Raw genomic sequence first — 18195 nt, 5'->3', positions numbered from 1 at the left:
AACGTTACGCTAAAGTGGGTAAAAAAGTACACTTGCGCCATTTGAGTGCCGACTGTCGTCAGTTATTGCAAAATGCAGAAGAAATCATTGATGTCAATATCCTTGAAGATCCTACTTATAAAGTGGTAATCGATTAAGGTTTGACTTAAGGAATTGGATTATGTGTTAAATAATTTTTGAATTTAGAGTAACGAGTTTTGATTTCAGATTTGTAGTTACAAATGAAACATTGTCTAATTTATTAGTGCTTTGAGGAATCTGAAATCAGAAATTGTTAATCAAAAATTTGCAATACAATTTGATAAAAACAACAAAGCCACTTAGAAATAGGTGGCTTTGTGTGTTATTATTCTAAAAGAAGAACGAGTTTAGATTTTCTTCATTTGGTCTTTCATCATTTTGATTTGATCTTTTAGCATTCCTTGTTTGTCTAACTTTTTAGCTTCGTTCAATAAGTTAGTTGCTTCTAGTTTTCTTCTTCTAGTCATTGCTACACCAGCAAGGTTTAATTTGGCTACAGCCAAATCCATATCCATTGATAAACCTAATTCAATTGCTTTTTTGAAATACTTCTCTGCTAGTTGTAAATTCGTTTGAGAATTCATGATTCCATGAAGGTAGTTAAAATACCCTTGTTGTTTTTTTACCAAAGCTGTATCTGGATTTTTGATAAACGACAACCATTTAGTTGCTCCAACAAAATCTTGTTTTCTTAATTTTAAAAAAGCCAATAAGATAAATTCGTTTTTGAAATAAAGGAAAATAGGGATTATACTTAATAGGATTAGGAAAATTCCGTTACCGATATTGTTTTCTGTAAATTGCCAAACGCTAGTAATAAGGATTAAGCCAGCAATAATTAACTTGATATTTTTATGAAACATAGATTTTGTTTTTAAGCAAGCAAAGATAGTAAAATGAATAGGATACTAGCAAAACAAATATCAATTGTGTGAAGTGATTGATACTGTTCTTTTTAGCTTTGTTTGTGTGGTTTTAGTAACTAAAAAAAATAATTTATTGTTTAAAAAAAAGTAAGATGGATTAAGTAGTGGTTTTGGTATAATTCTTTTTTAATTATCAATTAATAATGGTTTTTTGAGTAAAATACAGTACAGTTATGATTTTTATTTTAGCGAGTAATGAGCATGATTAAACGGTATTTTAAAACGCAAATTATTTAAAAGTATGTACCTTTATTAGTGAAAATTAAAACTGTTTTTTGTAAATCTACAAATCTAATTCTTGTATATTTTGGTTTAGTTTTTTGATGACTTTGGCAGGATTACCTACAGCGAGTGAGTTGTCAGGAATATCTTTTGTGACTACAGATCCAGCTCCAATTACACAGCCGTTTCCTATGGTTACTCCAGGGCAAATAATAGCATTTCCACCAATCCAACAATCGCTTCCTATTGTGATCGGAAAAGCCATTTCGTGAGTGCGTCTGGTCACGGCATCGAGTGGGTGAGTGGCGGTGTAAATTTGAACACCTGGTCCTAAAAGTGTGTTTGAACCTATGGTTACTTTGTTGCAATCTAGCACGACACAATTGACATTAAAGTAGACGTTTTCACCACAAAAAATATTGTATCCATAGTCGCAATGAAAGGGTGGTTCGATGTATAAATTCTTGCCTGAATTTGGAATTAATTCAGCTAAAATAAGTCGAGCATTTTTGGTAATTCGGTATTCTTTTACGTTTAATCTATGCAGTAGAATCTTGGCTTTTCTACGGTCTTTTTTAAGCTCTTCTCCACCCGCAAGATAGAGATCTCCATGTATCATTTTTTCTTTTTCAGTTTCCATATTTTTAAAAAAATAGTGTTCGTAAATATACACTAAATAGGGTAGGGTTGCAAAGCGGTTTTTGTTTAAAGGAAATGGTTTATTAGTTTTTTTTCAAATAATTTGATTCTTAATACCTGTTTTTTTCTTTTTTGTCTTGGTTTAAAAATGATGAAAGTATTTAGTTAGGTTGTGTTGTTTAAATAACTGGTGCTTAGTTTTATGATTGTTCATTATAGAGAATATCTATGATGGTTTTTTAAAGCTTTTAAATGGTTTTTTGGAAAGAAATAGAGAAAGTAAAATGATTTTTGCTAAAAATTAAAATCTTGCTTTTAGTCGTTTTTTAAATTCGATAAAAAGAAAAATTATTATAGTGAAATCATAATAGCACCTACTATTTTAATTAGGGAAAATGTAAACGTGCAGTTACAAATAAAGAAAAATAAATCGATGTATTGATGCTATTTTTGGTTCTTTTTTTTAGTCCTCATTTTTCTATTTTTTGATAGGTGAATTGGTAGTTTGAATTGGTAGTTTGAATTGAATTTTAAAGGCGTTTGAAAAAGAAGTTTTTCATCTTGATTCCTTGTTGGTTTTGGGGTAAAAAAAAGGGATACTGAATTTAAAAAAGAGATTTTTTTTGAAGATAATGCATATCATTGTAACTAATAATTTTTTGTTAATCATTTCATTAAAACAGTTTAAAGATTGTAAATTCGTTTCCTATTGATATTAAAAAAAAATACTATGAAGTCACTCCTTTTGGTTTTTGGTTTTTGGTTTTTTTCTGCTAATAGTATAGCTCAAAAAACAGCTATTTTTGATTCATATACGGCACTGGAAAAAACAATTTTGAATGATCAAAATACAACTTATGTTGTTAACTTTTGGGCAACTTGGTGTGCGCCTTGTGTTAAAGAATTACCTTATTTTGAAAAACTAAATGCGGAAAATAAAAAGGTGAAAGTGGTTCTAGTAAGTTTGGATTTTAAAGATCAATATGAAAAAAAGTTGCTCCCTTTTTTGAAAAAGAAAGCCATCAAATCTCAGGTGGTTTTGCTGACAGATAAGGAGTATAATACATGGCTTCCACAGGTGGATAAAAATTGGTCAGGTTCTATTCCAGCAACTTTGATTATCCAAAAAGGAAAGAAGATTTTTGTAGAAAAAGATTTTGCTTCTTATCAAGAATTAAATAATTATGTCAATTCGAATACTAACTAAATACTTATATACTATGAAAATTCTAAGTTCTTTATTTTTTCTTTTTTCTTTTTTTATTGGCGTTGCCAATCCTATTCCGCCCGCAGGCTATAAAACAGGTGATGTAGCTGCTGATTTTAAACTAAAGTCAGTTGATGGTAAAACGTATAGTATGTCTGATTATAAAGACGCAAAAGGCTTTATTGTGGTTTTTACTTGTAACCATTGCCCTTTTGCTAAAAAATATGAAGATAGAATTAATGATTTGGCTAAAAAATATAAATCTAAAGGATATATTTTATTAGCAATCAACCCTAATGATCCTACGGTGCAACCTGAAGATAGTTTTGATTTAATGAAGGTAAGAGCTAAAGAAAAAGGTTTTGCTTTTCCGTATTTGTTTGATGAAGGACAGAAAGTATATCCTCAATATGGAGCAACTAAAACGCCTCATGCTTTTTTATTAGATAAAAATCGTGTGGTAAAATACATAGGGGCAATTGACGATAATGTTGATAGTGCTGCTGATGTAAAAGAGAAATATCTTGAAAATGCTATTGCAGCAGTAGAAAGTGGAAAAACACCTTCGCCAGAAAACACTAAGGCTATTGGTTGCGGGATTAAATATAAAAAATAACCCCGAATTGAGTTAAAAAGAAAAGACTCCAAAAATCTGATTTTGGAGTCTTTTTTGTATTTACAAAGATGTAATCATTTTTTAAATATTCCACCAAGTATTCCACCAAGTCCACCTTTTTTGGATACGACATCCATAGCATCGTTCATATCCACTTTTCCGTCACCATTTTGGTCTAAACCAAATTGTCCACCGTATTTGCTAATAGCATCCATAATTCCAGCACTATTACCATTTGAGATGGAGTCTATGATGTCGGAAACTTGAATACTAGAATCATTTGGGTCTTTTGCTTTTCCTATTAATGCACTTATAATTTGTGGAATCAATTTTGAGGCTATTCCTGTAGCGTCTGATGCGCTTAATCCAAATTTTTGGGTCAAGTTATCGGTTAGTTCCGAAGTTAATTTTTGCACCACTAGGTTAGACTTGTTGTCTGCATTTTTTCCTTCAAAAAGACAAGCTAATTGTTCTGTGCCTCCTTCGGTTACTATTTTTTGTAATCCTCTAATAATAGAATGGCTTGCTTCGTCTATGACGGCTTCGTTTTTGTCGTTAGGAACTACGTTATTTTTGATGACTGATTCTACGCCAAATTGTTGTGCTAAATTTGTTAATTGGTTAAGCATAATTTGTATTTTAGTATGTCTCCCAAATTTAATAAAAAAAAATGGGTTTATTGTTTTTTAAAACAATAAACCCATTTAGATATAACTAAAAATTAACTTGATTATCCAATCAAATTAATGATTTGTGAAGCTAATTCAGTACCAATTCTATCTTGTGCTTCTCCTGTTGCAGCTCCAATGTGTGGAGTTAAAGAGATTTTTGAATGCATTAAGATTTTCATTTCTGGTTTTGGCTCGCTTTCAAAAACGTCCAATCCTGCAAATGATACTTTTCCGCTATCCAAAGCAGCGATCAAAGCGATTTCGTCAATTACACCACCACGAGCACAGTTAACGATACCTACACCGTCTTTCATGATTGCTAATTCTTTCTCACCGATGATGTAGCCATCTTGAGCAGGAACGTGCAATGTAATGAAGTCAGCTTCTTTGAATACTGATTCTAATGATTGAGATACAATTGTTGTTGTGATTGATTGTCCGTCAAAGAATTCAACTTTTACGTCCACTTGTGGGATGAAGCTATCAGCAGTGATTACTTTCATGCCTAAACCAAGAGCCATTTTTGCAGTAGCTTGACCAATACGACCAATACCTACGATACCTAAAGTTTTACCTCTTAATTCAGTTCCGTTAGCGTACGCCTTTTTCAAACCATCAAAGTTTGAATCTCCTTCTAGAGGCATGTTTCTGTTTGAATCATGTAAAAAACGAACACCGTTGAATAAGTGACCAAACACTAATTCAGCAACAGATTCTGATGAAGAAGCAGGAGTATTGATTACGTGAATTCCTTTGCTTTTAGCATAGTCCACATCAATATTATCCATACCTACACCACCACGACCAATGATTTTTATGCCAGGACAAGCATCAATAATGTCCTTACGAACTTTAGTTGCACTACGAACCAAGATAACGCTTACGTTATTTTCGTTAATGTAATTTGCTACTTGTTCTTGAGCAACTTTTGTAGTGATTACTTCAAAACCACCTTTTTCTAAAGCCAAGATTCCACTTTTTGAAATCCCGTCATTTGCTAATACTTTCATGTTTTATTTCATTACGAGCTATAATTTATTATTGTAGCTCAAATTAATTGAATGGTTTAGAAGCTATTTCCTGCTATCCGTTTCAATCTTGTGTCGGCGTAGATGCCTGCCGCCACAAGGATTTTCACTTCTATCAGGGCTAGAGCCTCTGCTAGCTTTTAAGGTTCTAAGCTTTTGAGTAACCAAGATTCTAAGTTTTAATCTCAAATCCTAAATCCTTAATCTCAAATCTTCAATCCTTAAATCAAAAATTTAAACCGCTTTTTCCAAAGCTTGCATAGTATCTACTAATACTTGTACGCTTTCAATTGGCATAGCATTGTAGATAGATGCTCTGTAACCACCCACTGAGCGGTGTCCAGGTAATCCTGAAATTCCAGCTTCTTTCCACATTTTATCAAATGTTTCTGTGTGCTCTGAATTATTTAATAAGAAAGTAACGTTCATGTTAGAACGATCTTCTGTAACAGCAGCCCCTTTAAACAATGGGTTTCTGTCAATTTCATTATAAAGCAATTCTGCTTTAGCATTGTTTAATTTTTCAACAGCTGCGATACCACCTTTCTCTTTGATCCATTGCAAAGTCAACAAGGAAGCGTAAACAGGAAAAACAGGAGGAGTATTGAACATACTATCTGCTTTTACGTGTTTGGCATAGTCTAACATACTTGGAATAGCACGTCCACTTCTACCAATGATTTCCTCTTTAATAACTACTAATGTAGTTCCAGCAGGTCCCATGTTTTTTTGAGCCCCAGCGTAAATAATATCAAATTGAGTGAAATCTAAATCTCTTGAAAAAATATCCGAACTCATGTCGCACACTAATGGCACATTTGTTTTAGGAAATGATTTCATTTGAGTACCAAAAATGGTGTTGTTACTAGTACAGTGAAAATAATCTGCATCCGCTGGAATTTCATATCCTTTAGGTACATTATTATAATTGTCATCTTTTGAAGAAGCAACTATAACCGTTTCACCAAAGAATTTAGCTTCTTTAATAGCTGCAGTAGCCCAAGTTCCTGAATCTAAATAAGCTGCTTTTCCATTTTCTTTCATCAAGTTGTAAGGAACCATCAAAAATTCTAAACTAGCTCCGCCAGCAAGAAAAAGAGCTTGGTAACCTTTACCTTCTAATCCTAGTAATTCAAGTGCTAATGCTCTTGCTTCGTCCATCACAGCAACAAAGTCTTTGCTGCGGTGCGAAATTTCTAAGATAGATAATCCTGAATTATTGAAATCTAAAATCGCTTGTGCTGATTTTTCAAAAACTTCTTGTGGTAAAATACAAGGTCCTGCGCTGTAGTTGTGTTTTTTCATGGTGTAGTTTATGTCCAAAAAATTAAAATGCAAATTTCGGTAATAGTACTCGAATAAACATTAAATTATTCATAATAATTATTAAATTTTTCCTTAGGTTATTAACAAAAACGATATAGTATCGATATTATCTGCGTAATCCCATAAATTTGGCTGTTGTGTTTGGCCAAAAACAATACTGTTTTTTGTCAGATTGTTGCTTACTATACATTGAAGATTTTCGGCTTCCAAATCTAATTTTTGTTCCAGTGTTACAAGGTCATCATAATATTCATAAAACACGCTCGAAATAGGGGAGGCGTGGCTACTGTCTTCTTTGATAGTTAAAAAGCCATTGTCAAGCAGTTTGAAATTGCTCATCAAGAAAACAGCCTTGTTATAATCGTAATTATTAGCATATTTTTCATAATGTATCACGTCTTGGTACTCAAATAAAGCGTCAAAAAAAGCGTCAAAGGAATATCCTTTTGGAACAAATAATTTAGAAACATTGCGACAACCCAATCCAAAATACCTGAAAATATCTTCGCCAAGGGCAACTAAATCTTCTTTGGTTTCCTGACCATTTAGTACTGCGACTGAATTTCGGCTTTTTCGAATAATCGAAGGTTTGTCTTTGAAATAATATTCAAAATAACGAGCAGTATTGTTGCTTCCAGTTGCGATTACCGCATCAAAATTTTCTAATTTCCCTTCTATAAAAGTTATTTTGTTACCAAATTCAGGTTCGATATAAATAATATATTTGGCTAAAAAAGGTAATAAATGCTGATCATTGGAAGAGGTTTTAATCAAAGCGTGATTTCCTGTAATCAAAACCGATAAAAAATCATGAAAACCTACCAGTGGAATGTTTCCTGCCAAGATTAATGCTACTTTTTTAGTAGTTATGTTCTCTAAATTATATGTATTTAACCAAGTGTCTAGATTTTCTTTAGTTAAGGCTTTTGCCCAAGATTTTAATGCAAAATAGACTTGTTCAGGAGTGTACCAGCCATTGTGAGACTGGGATAGTTTAATTAAATCAACAAAGGAGTCAAAAAACACATCATTTGCTAGAACGCCTTCTTTTCTGGTGTTTGCGCTCTCAGAAAATTGACTCAGGAATTTCCCGAGTGCTACAAAAACATTTTTTTTTGTTTCTAAGGTCATATTGCTTGTTTATGAAATGTTTTGATTGTAATTTTGCACAAAAGTAAACATAATAAAATCTAAAGTCAAAAGTCAAAAGTCGAAAGTCAAAAGTTTATTTAAAACAATTTGAAAAAGACTCTATAACTTTAAGACTTTATAACTTTAAGACTAAAAAGAATGGCAATTATCATAACAGACGAATGTATCAATTGTGGTGCATGTGAACCAGAATGTCCAAATACAGCAATTTACGAAGGAGCTGATGATTGGAGATATAAAGATGGTACTAAATTAACTGGAAAAGTTATTCTTCCTGATGGAACTGAAGTGGATTCTGACGAGGCGCAAACTCCAATTTCTGATGAAGTATATTATATTGTACCGGGGAAATGTACAGAATGTAAAGGGTTTCATGATGAGCCTCAATGTGCTGCTGTATGTCCTGTTGATTGTTGTATCCCTGATGATAATCATGTGGAAGATGAAGAAACTTTATTGAATAGACAAGCGTTTTTACACAACGAATAATTGTAAAAATACTTTTTGATACTAAAAACCTGAGTAATAAACTCAGGTTTTTTTGTTTAAAAAATAAAACTTTAAAGATAATATAGTTTTTTGTTTCTTAATAACTGGAATAACCATGTAGCGAAGTCAGCAAAGGGATAAAGTATAAAATAATCTATTCTTATTAATCTTTTAACCATTTGTTATAGTTTTTTTTTGGGGTTTTGATACATTTGCGTATATATTCTGAAATTCTTTTTATAATCAAAATAAACATTAAGCGATACCAAAATCAAAATGAAAAAAAACTATTCTCTTTTTAAAAAACATACTCTTTTATTAGTAGTATTGCTTTCTTCATATTCTGTTTTTTCACAAACCAATTACTATGTGAGTGCAAATGGTAATGATTCTAATAACGGAACATCTTCGGGTACCCCTTGGAAAACAGTTGGTAAAGTGAATAGTCAGGCTTTTGCAGCGGGATCAATAATAAATTTTAAATGTGGAAGTGTTTTTAATGGGAGTTTAGCGATTAACGGAAAAATAGGTACTGTTAGTAATCCTATTGTTTATAAATCATACGGATCGGGGAATAAACCTGTTATTAAGGCTTCGGCGACAGTTGCGAGTTGGACTTTAGTAAGTGGAAATGTTTGGAAAACTAACTTGGGCTTAGTAGGAGGTAAAAGATTGGCATCTTTATATATTGACAATAATGCACAGCAAATAGGAAGAGAACCAAACTTTAACACTACTGATGGTGGTTTTAGAGTGATAAAAACACATACTGCTGATAATCTTTCTATTTCAGAAAGTGCAAGTTTACCTTATCCTGCGGATCATTTTAAAGGAGGAGAAATTACTATTCGTACATTGAATGATTTAATGAAGTCTGAGGTGGTTACTTCACATAGCGGTAGTACAGTTGCTTTTAGTCAATCGAGTCCAACAAGTAGTAGTGAAAATATAGTACGTGATAATTTTGGTTACTTTTTTCAAAATCATGTCAATACTTTAGACAAGCAAGGAGAATGGGCACATGATACTGATAAGTCAATTCTTTATTTGTACAGCACTGTTGATCCTAATACGTTGAATGTTGAAATTCCTTCTGATTCATACGCTGTTGAAATAAAGAATAATAGTAAGTATGTTGAAATTAGAAATTTAGAATTTGATAATGGAATTAAAAATGTTATGAATATCAATAATATTTCTAATGTTATTATTGATGATTGTTCCTTTAATAATGGGAATGAATATGTGACTTTAGGATTTACATTGACTAATGTTACTTTTACGAATAATACCATAAATGATAGTAATAGTGTTGGTGTACGATGGGAAGGTTGTAGCGGTATAACATTTAGCAATAACACCATAACTAATATTGGAATGCGTGCAGGGATGGGAGCGATTAGTTATATTCCTTATACAGGATTACGAATTATAAGTAATGGTACTGGAAATGCAACGGTTATTGAGAAAAACAAACTAGATGGAATAGGGTATCACGGAATTAATTTTTCTGGTGGGAATATTACGGTTCAGTATAATGAAGTGGCTAATTATTGTGCTGTGAAAGATGATGGAGGAGGGATTTATACGGTAAACAATCAAAATGCCAATAATACTATTTTTAAAAATATTGTTCACGATGCTCCAGGTGCTTTCAGAGGGAATCCAGCAGGTGCAAGTCCTAAAACAGCTGGAATATATGTAGATAATAATTCAAATAATCAATTAATAAGTCAAAATACAGTATACAATGTGGGCGCATGGGGGATCATGACAAATCTTTCAGGGAATAATACAGTGATTGATAATACTGTATATAATTGTGGTAATGCAATTGTATCATCGACTTATAATAATAACTTTGGGCCTGGTGGCGCTGTTGCAAGAGCAGATAATAACACTTTTTTAAGAAACATCCTTTTTGCTAAAAGCAATACGCAATATTGTGCTTCCTATAGCAACCAAATAACGAATACGGATTTTGGAACCTACTTAGGAACATTAAATTTTAATTATTATTGTCAGCCTTATACAGGAGGCAAAGAAATAAGTACTAAAGAAGGAGGGACAAGCAAGGAATATCTTTTGTCAGCATTTAAAGCGACATTTCCTAATTATGAACCTAATGGAGCAGTGGCACCATTGAAATTTAGTAGTGGTACAGATCCTGATACTTTTATTCGCTTTGAAGTAAACCCAACAGCTGTTGCTAAAGTGATTAGTTTAGGGAATTTAATATACAAAGACGCTAAGAATGTTTCTTTTTCATCTGATGTAACCTTGCCTGCTTATTCTTCAATGGTTCTATTAAATACAGGGATAGTTCTTGCGGTAGATGAATTTGGAGATCAAATTGCTCCTGAGAACATTGTGGTTTATCCAAATCCTACTTCTGATTTCTTGAAATTAGAAAAATTAACAATAGGAGATACCATCAAAATTTATACGATTACTGGAAAAATAATAACTAGCCTTAAAGCAACTAGCGAAGATGAAGTAGTAGATGTTGCTCTTTTAGATTCGGGGATATACCTTGTTTCAGTTGGTGACCATTTCGTGACAAAATTTGTAAAAAAATAGTTTTTGTTAGTGTTTTAATCAGTAAGTATTGATTAATGAAATATGAAAGCTGTCTACTAGGACAGCTTTTTGTAGTATATGTATGAAGCTATAGATAGGTTTTTTGAAAATAAGGTTGAATGAGTTGGTTTTTTTAGATTTTGTTTTAAATTTACCCGTTTAGTACAGTTGTAAATACCCGTTTTTAAGATTTGATTTAGCGGGTTTAAATATGATAATTAACAACTTTTATTTGTTTGATTAATCCCTTACTTTATGAAGAAACTTTACTTCTTTTTTTTAATTTGTATTAATTCTTGTCTTTTCGGACAAAATAATGAGTATTCACTTGTTGTAAAAGACATAGAAACATTATTGCCAATTGAAAATGTAACTGTCGTTGTCTTAAAAACGAAGCAAATATTAGTAACCAATAAATTAGGGAAAGTTAGTTTTGAACTAAATGGATCATCAAGTATTGAAGTCTCCGAAATTGCGTATGAACCTGAAACTGTTCGTTGGGCTGTATTGCAAAAAAATGAATTTGTCGTGTATATAAAAAGCAAAGACAATAAACTAGACGAAATAATAGTTTCCAAAGAAAATCCTCAAAAAACCTTACAAAAGATTGTCACTAATTCTATACGAGCCTTGACTTTACCAGCCCGTCTCAAAGTGTATGTTAGAGAATTTTTTAAATTCAATGACATCTATTCCTATTATAATGATGGATTGGTCAATTTTCAGTTTACCAATGATCAAAAAAAAATTAAAACCGTTTTATTAATAGAACAAAATAGATCATACGGTTTGACTGAAAACTTTAATGGTGAGGATTTGTTAGGGTATAATTTGAATAATATTATGGAAAATTATATTAGTTTTAAATACCTTGAACCTCTTTTAAATTCAAAAATAATTAAGGATTATGATTTTTTAATAAAAGGAATGGCATCTAATAAAAATTACCAACTCTTATCAGCAATTCCTAAGACAGGAACAGAAGGGAAGCTAGATAATTATGAGGTTATATATGATGTTGACAAAAAAATAATCATTCAATACACCATTAAAGTGGCATCTAATAGATTGTCCGATTCGAAAGAAAAACAGGGTTCCAGTTCTAAAAATTATACAAAATCAATTGTAAATGTTTCTTATAGACTAACAAATTCGGATTACTTTTTTATAAGATCAAAAGAAGAGATTTCTTTTTATGTGGTTGAAAAAGATAAAATCAAACGTTACGAAGTTCAAAACGATTTCTTTTCTACTCATTTTGACAGAAAAAAATTTACTTATAATGACAATGATGTATTCAAGGAAAAAACACTTTTTAATAAAAAAAATAAAATTCTAACAAACTATTGGGATGTATCTGGTTTTACTGCTACAGATGAAGAAAAAAAAATTGTAGAATCCTTAGAATATAAATTGTAATCCTTTAAGATACATTTATTAAATCCTATATTTGCACACTTTTAAAAGCAAAAATATCATAACGTACCTTATAAAGTACTTTCTATAAATAAAAAAAAACATGAAAGCAGGAATTGTAGGATTACCTAATGTTGGAAAATCAACACTTTTTAATTGTTTGTCCAATGCCAAAGCGCAAAGTGCAAATTTCCCTTTTTGTACTATTGAACCAAATATTGGAGTAGTAAACGTACCTGATCCACGTATCAACAAACTAGAAGAGTTAGTAAAACCCGAGCGTGTGCAAATGGCAACTGTGGATATCGTAGATATTGCAGGATTAGTAAAAGGAGCTAGTAAAGGAGAAGGATTAGGGAATCAATTCCTAGGAAACATTAGAGAGTGTAACGCTATTATTCACGTATTGCGTTGTTTTGACAATGATAATATTGTACACGTTGACGGAAATGTAAATCCTATTCGTGATAAAGAAACAATTGATATTGAATTGCAGTTAAAAGATCTTGAAACTGTTGAAAAACGTTTGGAGAAAGTAAATCGTGCTGCAAAAACAGGAAACAAAGAAGCAATAACTGAAAAAGCACTTTTAGACCGCATCAGAGAAGCTTTGTTGCAAGCTAAATCAGCAAGAACGATCACGCCACAAAATAATGACGAGGAAGTTTTGATGGAATCGTTTCAATTAATCACAGCAAAACCTGTTTTGTATGTGTGTAATGTTGATGAAAACTCAGCAGTTAACGGAAACAAATATGTTGACCAAGTAAAAGAATTAGTAAAAGACGAAGATGCTGAGGTGATTATTCTTTCTGTAGGGGCTGAGGCAGATATTACAGAGTTAGAAAGCTACGAAGAGCGTCAAGTATTTCTTGAAGATATGGGATTGACTGAGCCAGGAGCATCAGTTTTGATTCGTGCAGCTTATAAATTATTGAAACAACAAACCTATTTTACAGCAGGCGTTAAGGAAGTTCGTGCTTGGACTATTAACATTGGTTCAACCGCACCTCAAGCGGCTGGAGTAATCCATACTGATTTCGAAAAAGGATTTATTCGTGCAGAAGTAATCTCATACGACGATTATGTGCATTACGGTTCAGAGGCTAAAGCCAAAGAAGCGGGTAAATTCAAAGTGGAAGGAAAAGAATATATTGTAAAAGATGGTGATGTAATGCATTTCCGTTTTAACGTGTAATTCTTTAGAGAAAAGAATAAAGAGAATAGAAGCAACCTGCAAAAGTAATTTTGCAGGTTTTTTTTTGTACCTATTTCCCGCTTTTCACTACAAGATTTTACCATTTTCCCTTTTTTTCTAAGACAAAAAAGGAGCTTCCTTTGGTCGCTCTTTTTTGCCAAGAAAAAATAGGTAATACTGTCAAAATGCTTTTCGTTTCAATCGGGGGTAGGATTGAGCTTTAAAAAAGGTGATAGAAAATATCATTTAAGCATAGTACATCTATGGTGTCTTTGTGATTAAAATCAATTTCAGTATATTTATAAAAAAAACATGAAAATAATCGCCTTTGGAGCCAGTCCAAGTAAAAATTCTATTAATAAAAAATTAGCCACTTATACCGCTTCCCTTTTTGAAAATGGTGACGTAGAAGTATTGGATTTAAACGACTTTGAAATGCCAGTTTTTAGTGTTGATATCGAAGCTGAAATCGGACAACATGATAATGCCAAAGCATTTCTAGCTAAAATAGCAACCGCCGATTTTTTAATAGTTTCAATGGCTGAAAATAATGGAAATTACTCCGCAGCTTTCAAAAATATTTTCGATTGGTGCACCCGAATACAAAAAGAAGTTTTTCAACAAAAACCAATGCTGTTGATGGCAACTTCGCCAGGAGGTAGAGGAGGAGCTACTGTTTTAGAAATTGCAAAAAGTGCTTTTCCCAGATATGGAGCCGATATTAAAGCAACTTTTTCGTTGCCAAATTTCAATGATAATTTTGATATAGATAAGATGCAGATTTCTAATCTAGATTTTGATAATGAGTTAAAACAAAAAATTAAGAGTTTATAAAATTTCACATCTTATTACATGATGAAAAATAAATTTTAAGTACCAAGCTTTGTAAATTGTCCTATTTTTAAATATTTCAATTAGTTAAACTTCAATTGGTTGCGTAAGGTTTTAAGCTTTTGAATTACTATTTTTTTTGGTCCTATAATAACTGGTGTGTTATTGTAAATTCTTGTAATTTGGGAGCGTTTTGTGTTGAGATTTTGAATACTGTAAAGTTATTTGTTAAAGCATAAATTTTAATAATTATTGGTGTTGGTTTATGATAAATAAAATTAGAGCTTCGTTAGAGTTATTTGTATTATTTTTCGCCTTGTTTTTGTTTATAATTGGAATTAGTCTTTATGGTTTTTTAGAAATAAAAAAAATAAATACTAATTCCCATGAACTTTATGCGGATAGATTACTTCCAATGGATCAATTAGGGGATGTTCGTTATTTTTCAGAAAAAATACTTTCCTTAACGCTACAAGCACAAACAAAGCAATTAAGTTATCCTGAAGCCATAAAGAAAATTCATCAAGCTCAGGAAGGTATAAGAGTTAATTGGGGTGTTTATTCTCTTACTTATTTAACACCAGCAGAAAAGGTTATTGCTAGCAAGGCTTCCGTTTTACTAGATAAGTCATCGGTAGCGGTAGATAATTTGATGCTGATTCTTAACAAAAAAGATTCGGTAGCTTTGAATGTTTTTTTTAAAAAAGAATTATTTCCTTCTATAAATCCTGTTTTAAGTGAAGTAAACAAATTACGTAAATTACAAGTGGAAGAAGCTAAAAATATTGATGAAAATATTTTGGCTGTTTTTAGTAATTTTTTTCAGAAAATTTTACTCATAATTTTTTTAGTTTTTGTCTTTGCAATTCCTTATGCTTATTACCTTTTAAAGAAGAATAGGGGCATAATTAATGATTTAATTCAAAGTTCAGCTAAATTGATTGCTAGTGAAAAAAATTATCGAAACACAATTGAGTATGCTGGTGAAGCAATTCTTATTTTAGATCAAGCTACTCAAATAATAGACTTGAATGAGTATGCTTGTAAATTACTAGGATATACACGAGCCGAACTATTACAGATGGATATTTCTCAAATTGTTCCAAATAATGAATTAGAGAATCAGAAGATTGCCATTGAGAACGTTAAAACAAATGGTATTGCATTACTTCATAGAAAAATTAAACGAAAAAATGGTTTGGAAGTCGAAGTTGAGATTAGTAATCGTTTGATGGAAGGAAAAGGTTTTTTTGCTATTATTCATGATATTTCTGAGCGAAAAAAAGCAGAATTACGTGTAAATGAGTCAGAAGAAAAATATCGTTATTTATTTAATATTAATCCTGCTCATATTATTATATGGGATATGGAAAGTCTTGAAGTTTTGGAAATAAATCAGGCTGTGTTAGAAAAATATGGATATTCTAGGGATGAGTGGAATTCGATGTCTGTATTAGATTATCGTCCTTTAGAGGATTATCAAGCAATAAAAGAATTTGCTAAAGATACTCTCGAAGGGAGCAAAGAAACAGTAAAAGTAAATTGGAGGCATATAAAAAAGAATGGAGAGGAAATGTTGGTAGAAATTACTTCTCATAAAATAATTTATAACAATCGTAAAGCTATTTTATCTCTTGGTTTGGATGTAACCGAGCGGGTTAAAACTCAAAATAAATTAAAACAAAGTGAAGAAAAGTACCATTCATTAATTGAGAATGCTGGTGATGCTATTTTCATGGTGGATAAAGATTCTAAAATTATTGAAGTAAATAGGAGTGCCTGTGACTTGTTAGGGTACACTCGAGAGGAACTCCAGAGAATGAATGCAAAGGATGTTTATCCGTTAAATAAAGCAGAACAGGAACATGATGTTCAGGTGAATTTATTAAGACAAAATAAAATAACAACAAATGAAACTAGAATACAACGAAAAGACGGTACGATAGTAGATGTTGAAATCAATCGAACATTACTGAATGGGAATAATTATTTAGGTATTGTACGTGATATTACAAAGCGGAAAAAAACTGAAGCGGAATTGTTTGAAAAAAAAGAACTTTTACAATTGTTTGTAGAGCATAGTCCTGCTTCATTAGCTATGTTTGATACTGAGATGAAGTACATGATAGTAAGTCGTCGCTGGATGTCAGACTATAATTTAAAAGGAGAAAATATAGTAGGAAAGAGCCATTATGAAGTTTTTCCTGAAATCACCCAGCATTGGAAAGAAATCCATCAACGTTGTATTCAAGGAAGCGTTGAAGCAATGGAAGAAGATTCATTTGTGAGAGCTGATGGAAATGTAGACTGGTTGAAATGGGAAGTACGACCGTGGTACAAATCTTCTAATGAAATAGGTGGTATAATTATGTTTACAGAGGTTATAACTCAACGTAAACGAGCAGATGAAATGTTTAAAAATCAGTTTTTAAATTCCCCAGATATTATTTTATATGTAAATAAATTTCATAAAATAGAAGCAATCAATAGAGTGATTTCAAATGGTTTGCCTATGGATGAAGTTTTGGGGGCAAATTGTATTAAAGTTTTACCTGAAGAAAGTCGACAATCTGCAAAAGAGGCATTAGATAAATGTTTTGCAACTAAAGAAAGTCAAGAAATAGAAAATGCTTTAACTGTAGGGCGATGGGTACGTTCAAGATTTGTACCAATAATTCTTAATAATGAAGTAACTCATGTGATGGTTTTTGCAACTGACTTGTCCGAACGCAAAAAAGCAGAGCGAGAACTAAAACAAAGTGAGGAAAAACATCGAGTTTTAACTGAGAATATAAGTGATGCTATAGTTTTGGTTAATAAAAATTTAGAAATAGAATATCAAAGTCCTTCAGCAGAGCGTATAGCAGGTTATAATAATGAAGAGACAAAATTAAAATCAATTTTCGAATTTATACATCCAGAAGATTTTAAAAAATTACGAAATTTTTATGGTAAGTCTTATAATTCACCGGGTATTCATATGCAAATCCAATTTCGTATTATTCATAAAGAAGGACATATTATTTGGATTGAAGGGACGGTATTGAATTTGTTAGAAGACGAGAATATTGAAGCTTTCATTGTTAATTATAGAGATATATCGGAGCGAAAAAAGTATGAGAATGATTTGATACATTATAATGCCGAATTAAAAAAAACGAACTCAGAATTAGATCGTTTTGTTTATAGTGCCTCTCATGATTTACGTGCTCCACTTAAATCGATGTTAGGTCTTATTTTGATCACTAAGGAAAGTATTGAAAAAGAAGATGTTGAATTAGAAGAAAGATTGACTATGCTAGAAAATAGCGTTCTCAAACTGGATAATTTTATTGAAGATATATTAAATTATTCTAGAAATGCACGTATTGAATTGGAAACACAAGAAATTAATTTAAAAAAACTAGTTCAAGATATTAAAGGAAATCATAAATTTATTGATGGATTAAAAGAATTGAATTTTGAAGTGAATCTTAATTCAAATGAAATATTTGTATCAGATATTAGTCGTATTAGCATCATTTTTAATAATATTATATCTAATGCCATTAAGTATCAAGATTTTTCAAAAAATAATTCTTTTTTGAATATTACAATTAGCTGTGATAAAAGTAGGGCAATTATACTTATTGAAGACAATGGAATTGGAATTTCAGAAAAACAGAAAGAAAAAGTTTTTGAAATGTTCTATAGAGCAACAACAGTTTCTGCAGGTTCAGGCTTGGGTTTATATATTGTAAAAGAAGCTATTGGAAGGCTTGGTGGTAGCCTTGATTTAGAATCAGAATTAGGTATTGGAACAAAAATTAGTATTGAGATTCCAAATCTAATTGATTCAGTAATTTATAACTGAAAGCATAAAATGGATGTCAA

Annotated in this window: 14 protein-coding genes; 8 read left to right on the top strand and 6 right to left on the bottom strand. The window is 31.5% G+C overall.

What is annotated here, in order from left to right:
- Positions 1-368: 368 nt before the first annotated feature.
- Together WBQ70_RS03115 and WBQ70_RS03110 are read right to left on the bottom strand one after the other, a co-directional pair.
- On the bottom strand, positions 369-884 hold the full coding sequence (locus WBQ70_RS03115; RefSeq protein WP_423910424.1) for a DUF2892 domain-containing protein: 516 nt from the start codon (positions 882-884) through the stop codon (positions 369-371).
- A gap of 346 nt (positions 885-1230) precedes the next feature.
- Positions 1231-1809 (bottom strand): sugar O-acetyltransferase, encoded by a 579-nt coding sequence (locus tag WBQ70_RS03110; protein WP_423910421.1) that lies wholly within the window; start codon positions 1807-1809, stop codon positions 1231-1233.
- A gap of 729 nt (positions 1810-2538) precedes the next feature.
- Between WBQ70_RS03110 and WBQ70_RS03105 the strand changes: the two genes are divergently transcribed.
- A complete protein-coding gene (locus WBQ70_RS03105) occupies positions 2539-3015 on the top strand; it encodes a TlpA family protein disulfide reductase (protein WP_423910418.1) in 477 nt (158 codons plus the stop codon).
- Positions 3016-3028: 13 nt separating this feature from the next.
- Positions 3029-3631, top strand: coding sequence for a thioredoxin family protein (locus WBQ70_RS03100; protein ID WP_423910415.1), 603 nt, complete (start codon positions 3029-3031; stop codon positions 3629-3631).
- A 74-nt stretch (positions 3632-3705) separates the two neighbouring features.
- On the opposite strand, the gene WBQ70_RS03095 is transcribed toward WBQ70_RS03100, so the two are convergent.
- From WBQ70_RS03095 to WBQ70_RS03080, 4 genes are all read right to left on the bottom strand, one after another.
- Entirely contained in the window at positions 3706-4260 is a 555-nt protein-coding gene (locus tag WBQ70_RS03095) for a DUF937 domain-containing protein (RefSeq protein WP_423910412.1), read from the bottom strand.
- Positions 4261-4361: 101 nt separating this feature from the next.
- Positions 4362-5312 carry a D-2-hydroxyacid dehydrogenase gene (locus tag WBQ70_RS03090; RefSeq protein WP_423910410.1) on the bottom strand — a complete coding sequence of 317 codons (951 nt, stop codon included), beginning with the start codon at positions 5310-5312 and terminating at the stop codon, positions 4362-4364.
- A 252-nt stretch (positions 5313-5564) separates the two neighbouring features.
- The gene (gene serC, locus WBQ70_RS03085) at positions 5565-6635 is read right to left on the bottom strand and encodes a 3-phosphoserine/phosphohydroxythreonine transaminase (RefSeq protein ID WP_423910407.1); all 1071 of its coding nucleotides are present in this window, start codon (positions 6633-6635) and stop codon (positions 5565-5567) included.
- Between the two features lie 93 nt (positions 6636-6728).
- Positions 6729-7787 carry an acyl-CoA reductase gene (locus WBQ70_RS03080; protein WP_423910404.1) on the bottom strand — a complete coding sequence of 353 codons (1059 nt, stop codon included), beginning with the start codon at positions 7785-7787 and terminating at the stop codon, positions 6729-6731.
- A 159-nt stretch (positions 7788-7946) separates the two neighbouring features.
- Between WBQ70_RS03080 and WBQ70_RS03075 the strand changes: the two genes are divergently transcribed.
- From WBQ70_RS03075 to WBQ70_RS03050, 6 genes are all read left to right on the top strand, one after another.
- Positions 7947-8297, top strand: coding sequence for a 4Fe-4S dicluster domain-containing protein (locus WBQ70_RS03075; RefSeq protein ID WP_423910401.1), 351 nt, complete (start codon positions 7947-7949; stop codon positions 8295-8297).
- A gap of 276 nt (positions 8298-8573) precedes the next feature.
- Positions 8574-10877, top strand: coding sequence for a right-handed parallel beta-helix repeat-containing protein (locus WBQ70_RS03070; protein ID WP_423910398.1), 2304 nt, complete (start codon positions 8574-8576; stop codon positions 10875-10877).
- 255 nt (positions 10878-11132) lie between these two features.
- A complete protein-coding gene (locus tag WBQ70_RS03065; protein WP_423910396.1) occupies positions 11133-12296 on the top strand; it encodes a hypothetical protein in 1164 nt (387 codons plus the stop codon).
- Between the two features lie 100 nt (positions 12297-12396).
- A complete protein-coding gene (gene ychF, locus WBQ70_RS03060; RefSeq protein WP_423910393.1) occupies positions 12397-13491 on the top strand; it encodes a redox-regulated ATPase YchF in 1095 nt (364 codons plus the stop codon).
- A gap of 312 nt (positions 13492-13803) precedes the next feature.
- On the top strand, positions 13804-14325 hold the full coding sequence (locus tag WBQ70_RS03055) for an NADPH-dependent FMN reductase (RefSeq protein WP_423910391.1): 522 nt from the start codon (positions 13804-13806) through the stop codon (positions 14323-14325).
- Between the two features lie 262 nt (positions 14326-14587).
- The gene (locus tag WBQ70_RS03050; protein WP_423910388.1) at positions 14588-18175 is read left to right on the top strand and encodes a PAS domain S-box protein; all 3588 of its coding nucleotides are present in this window, start codon (positions 14588-14590) and stop codon (positions 18173-18175) included.
- Positions 18176-18195: the final 20 nt, after the last annotated feature.

The sequence above is a fragment of the Flavobacterium sp. genome (genome assembly GCF_049590715.1).
In the GTDB taxonomy this organism is placed as follows: domain Bacteria; phylum Bacteroidota; class Bacteroidia; order Flavobacteriales; family Flavobacteriaceae; genus Flavobacterium.
This window is presented reverse-complemented; position numbering and strand designations above follow the sequence as displayed.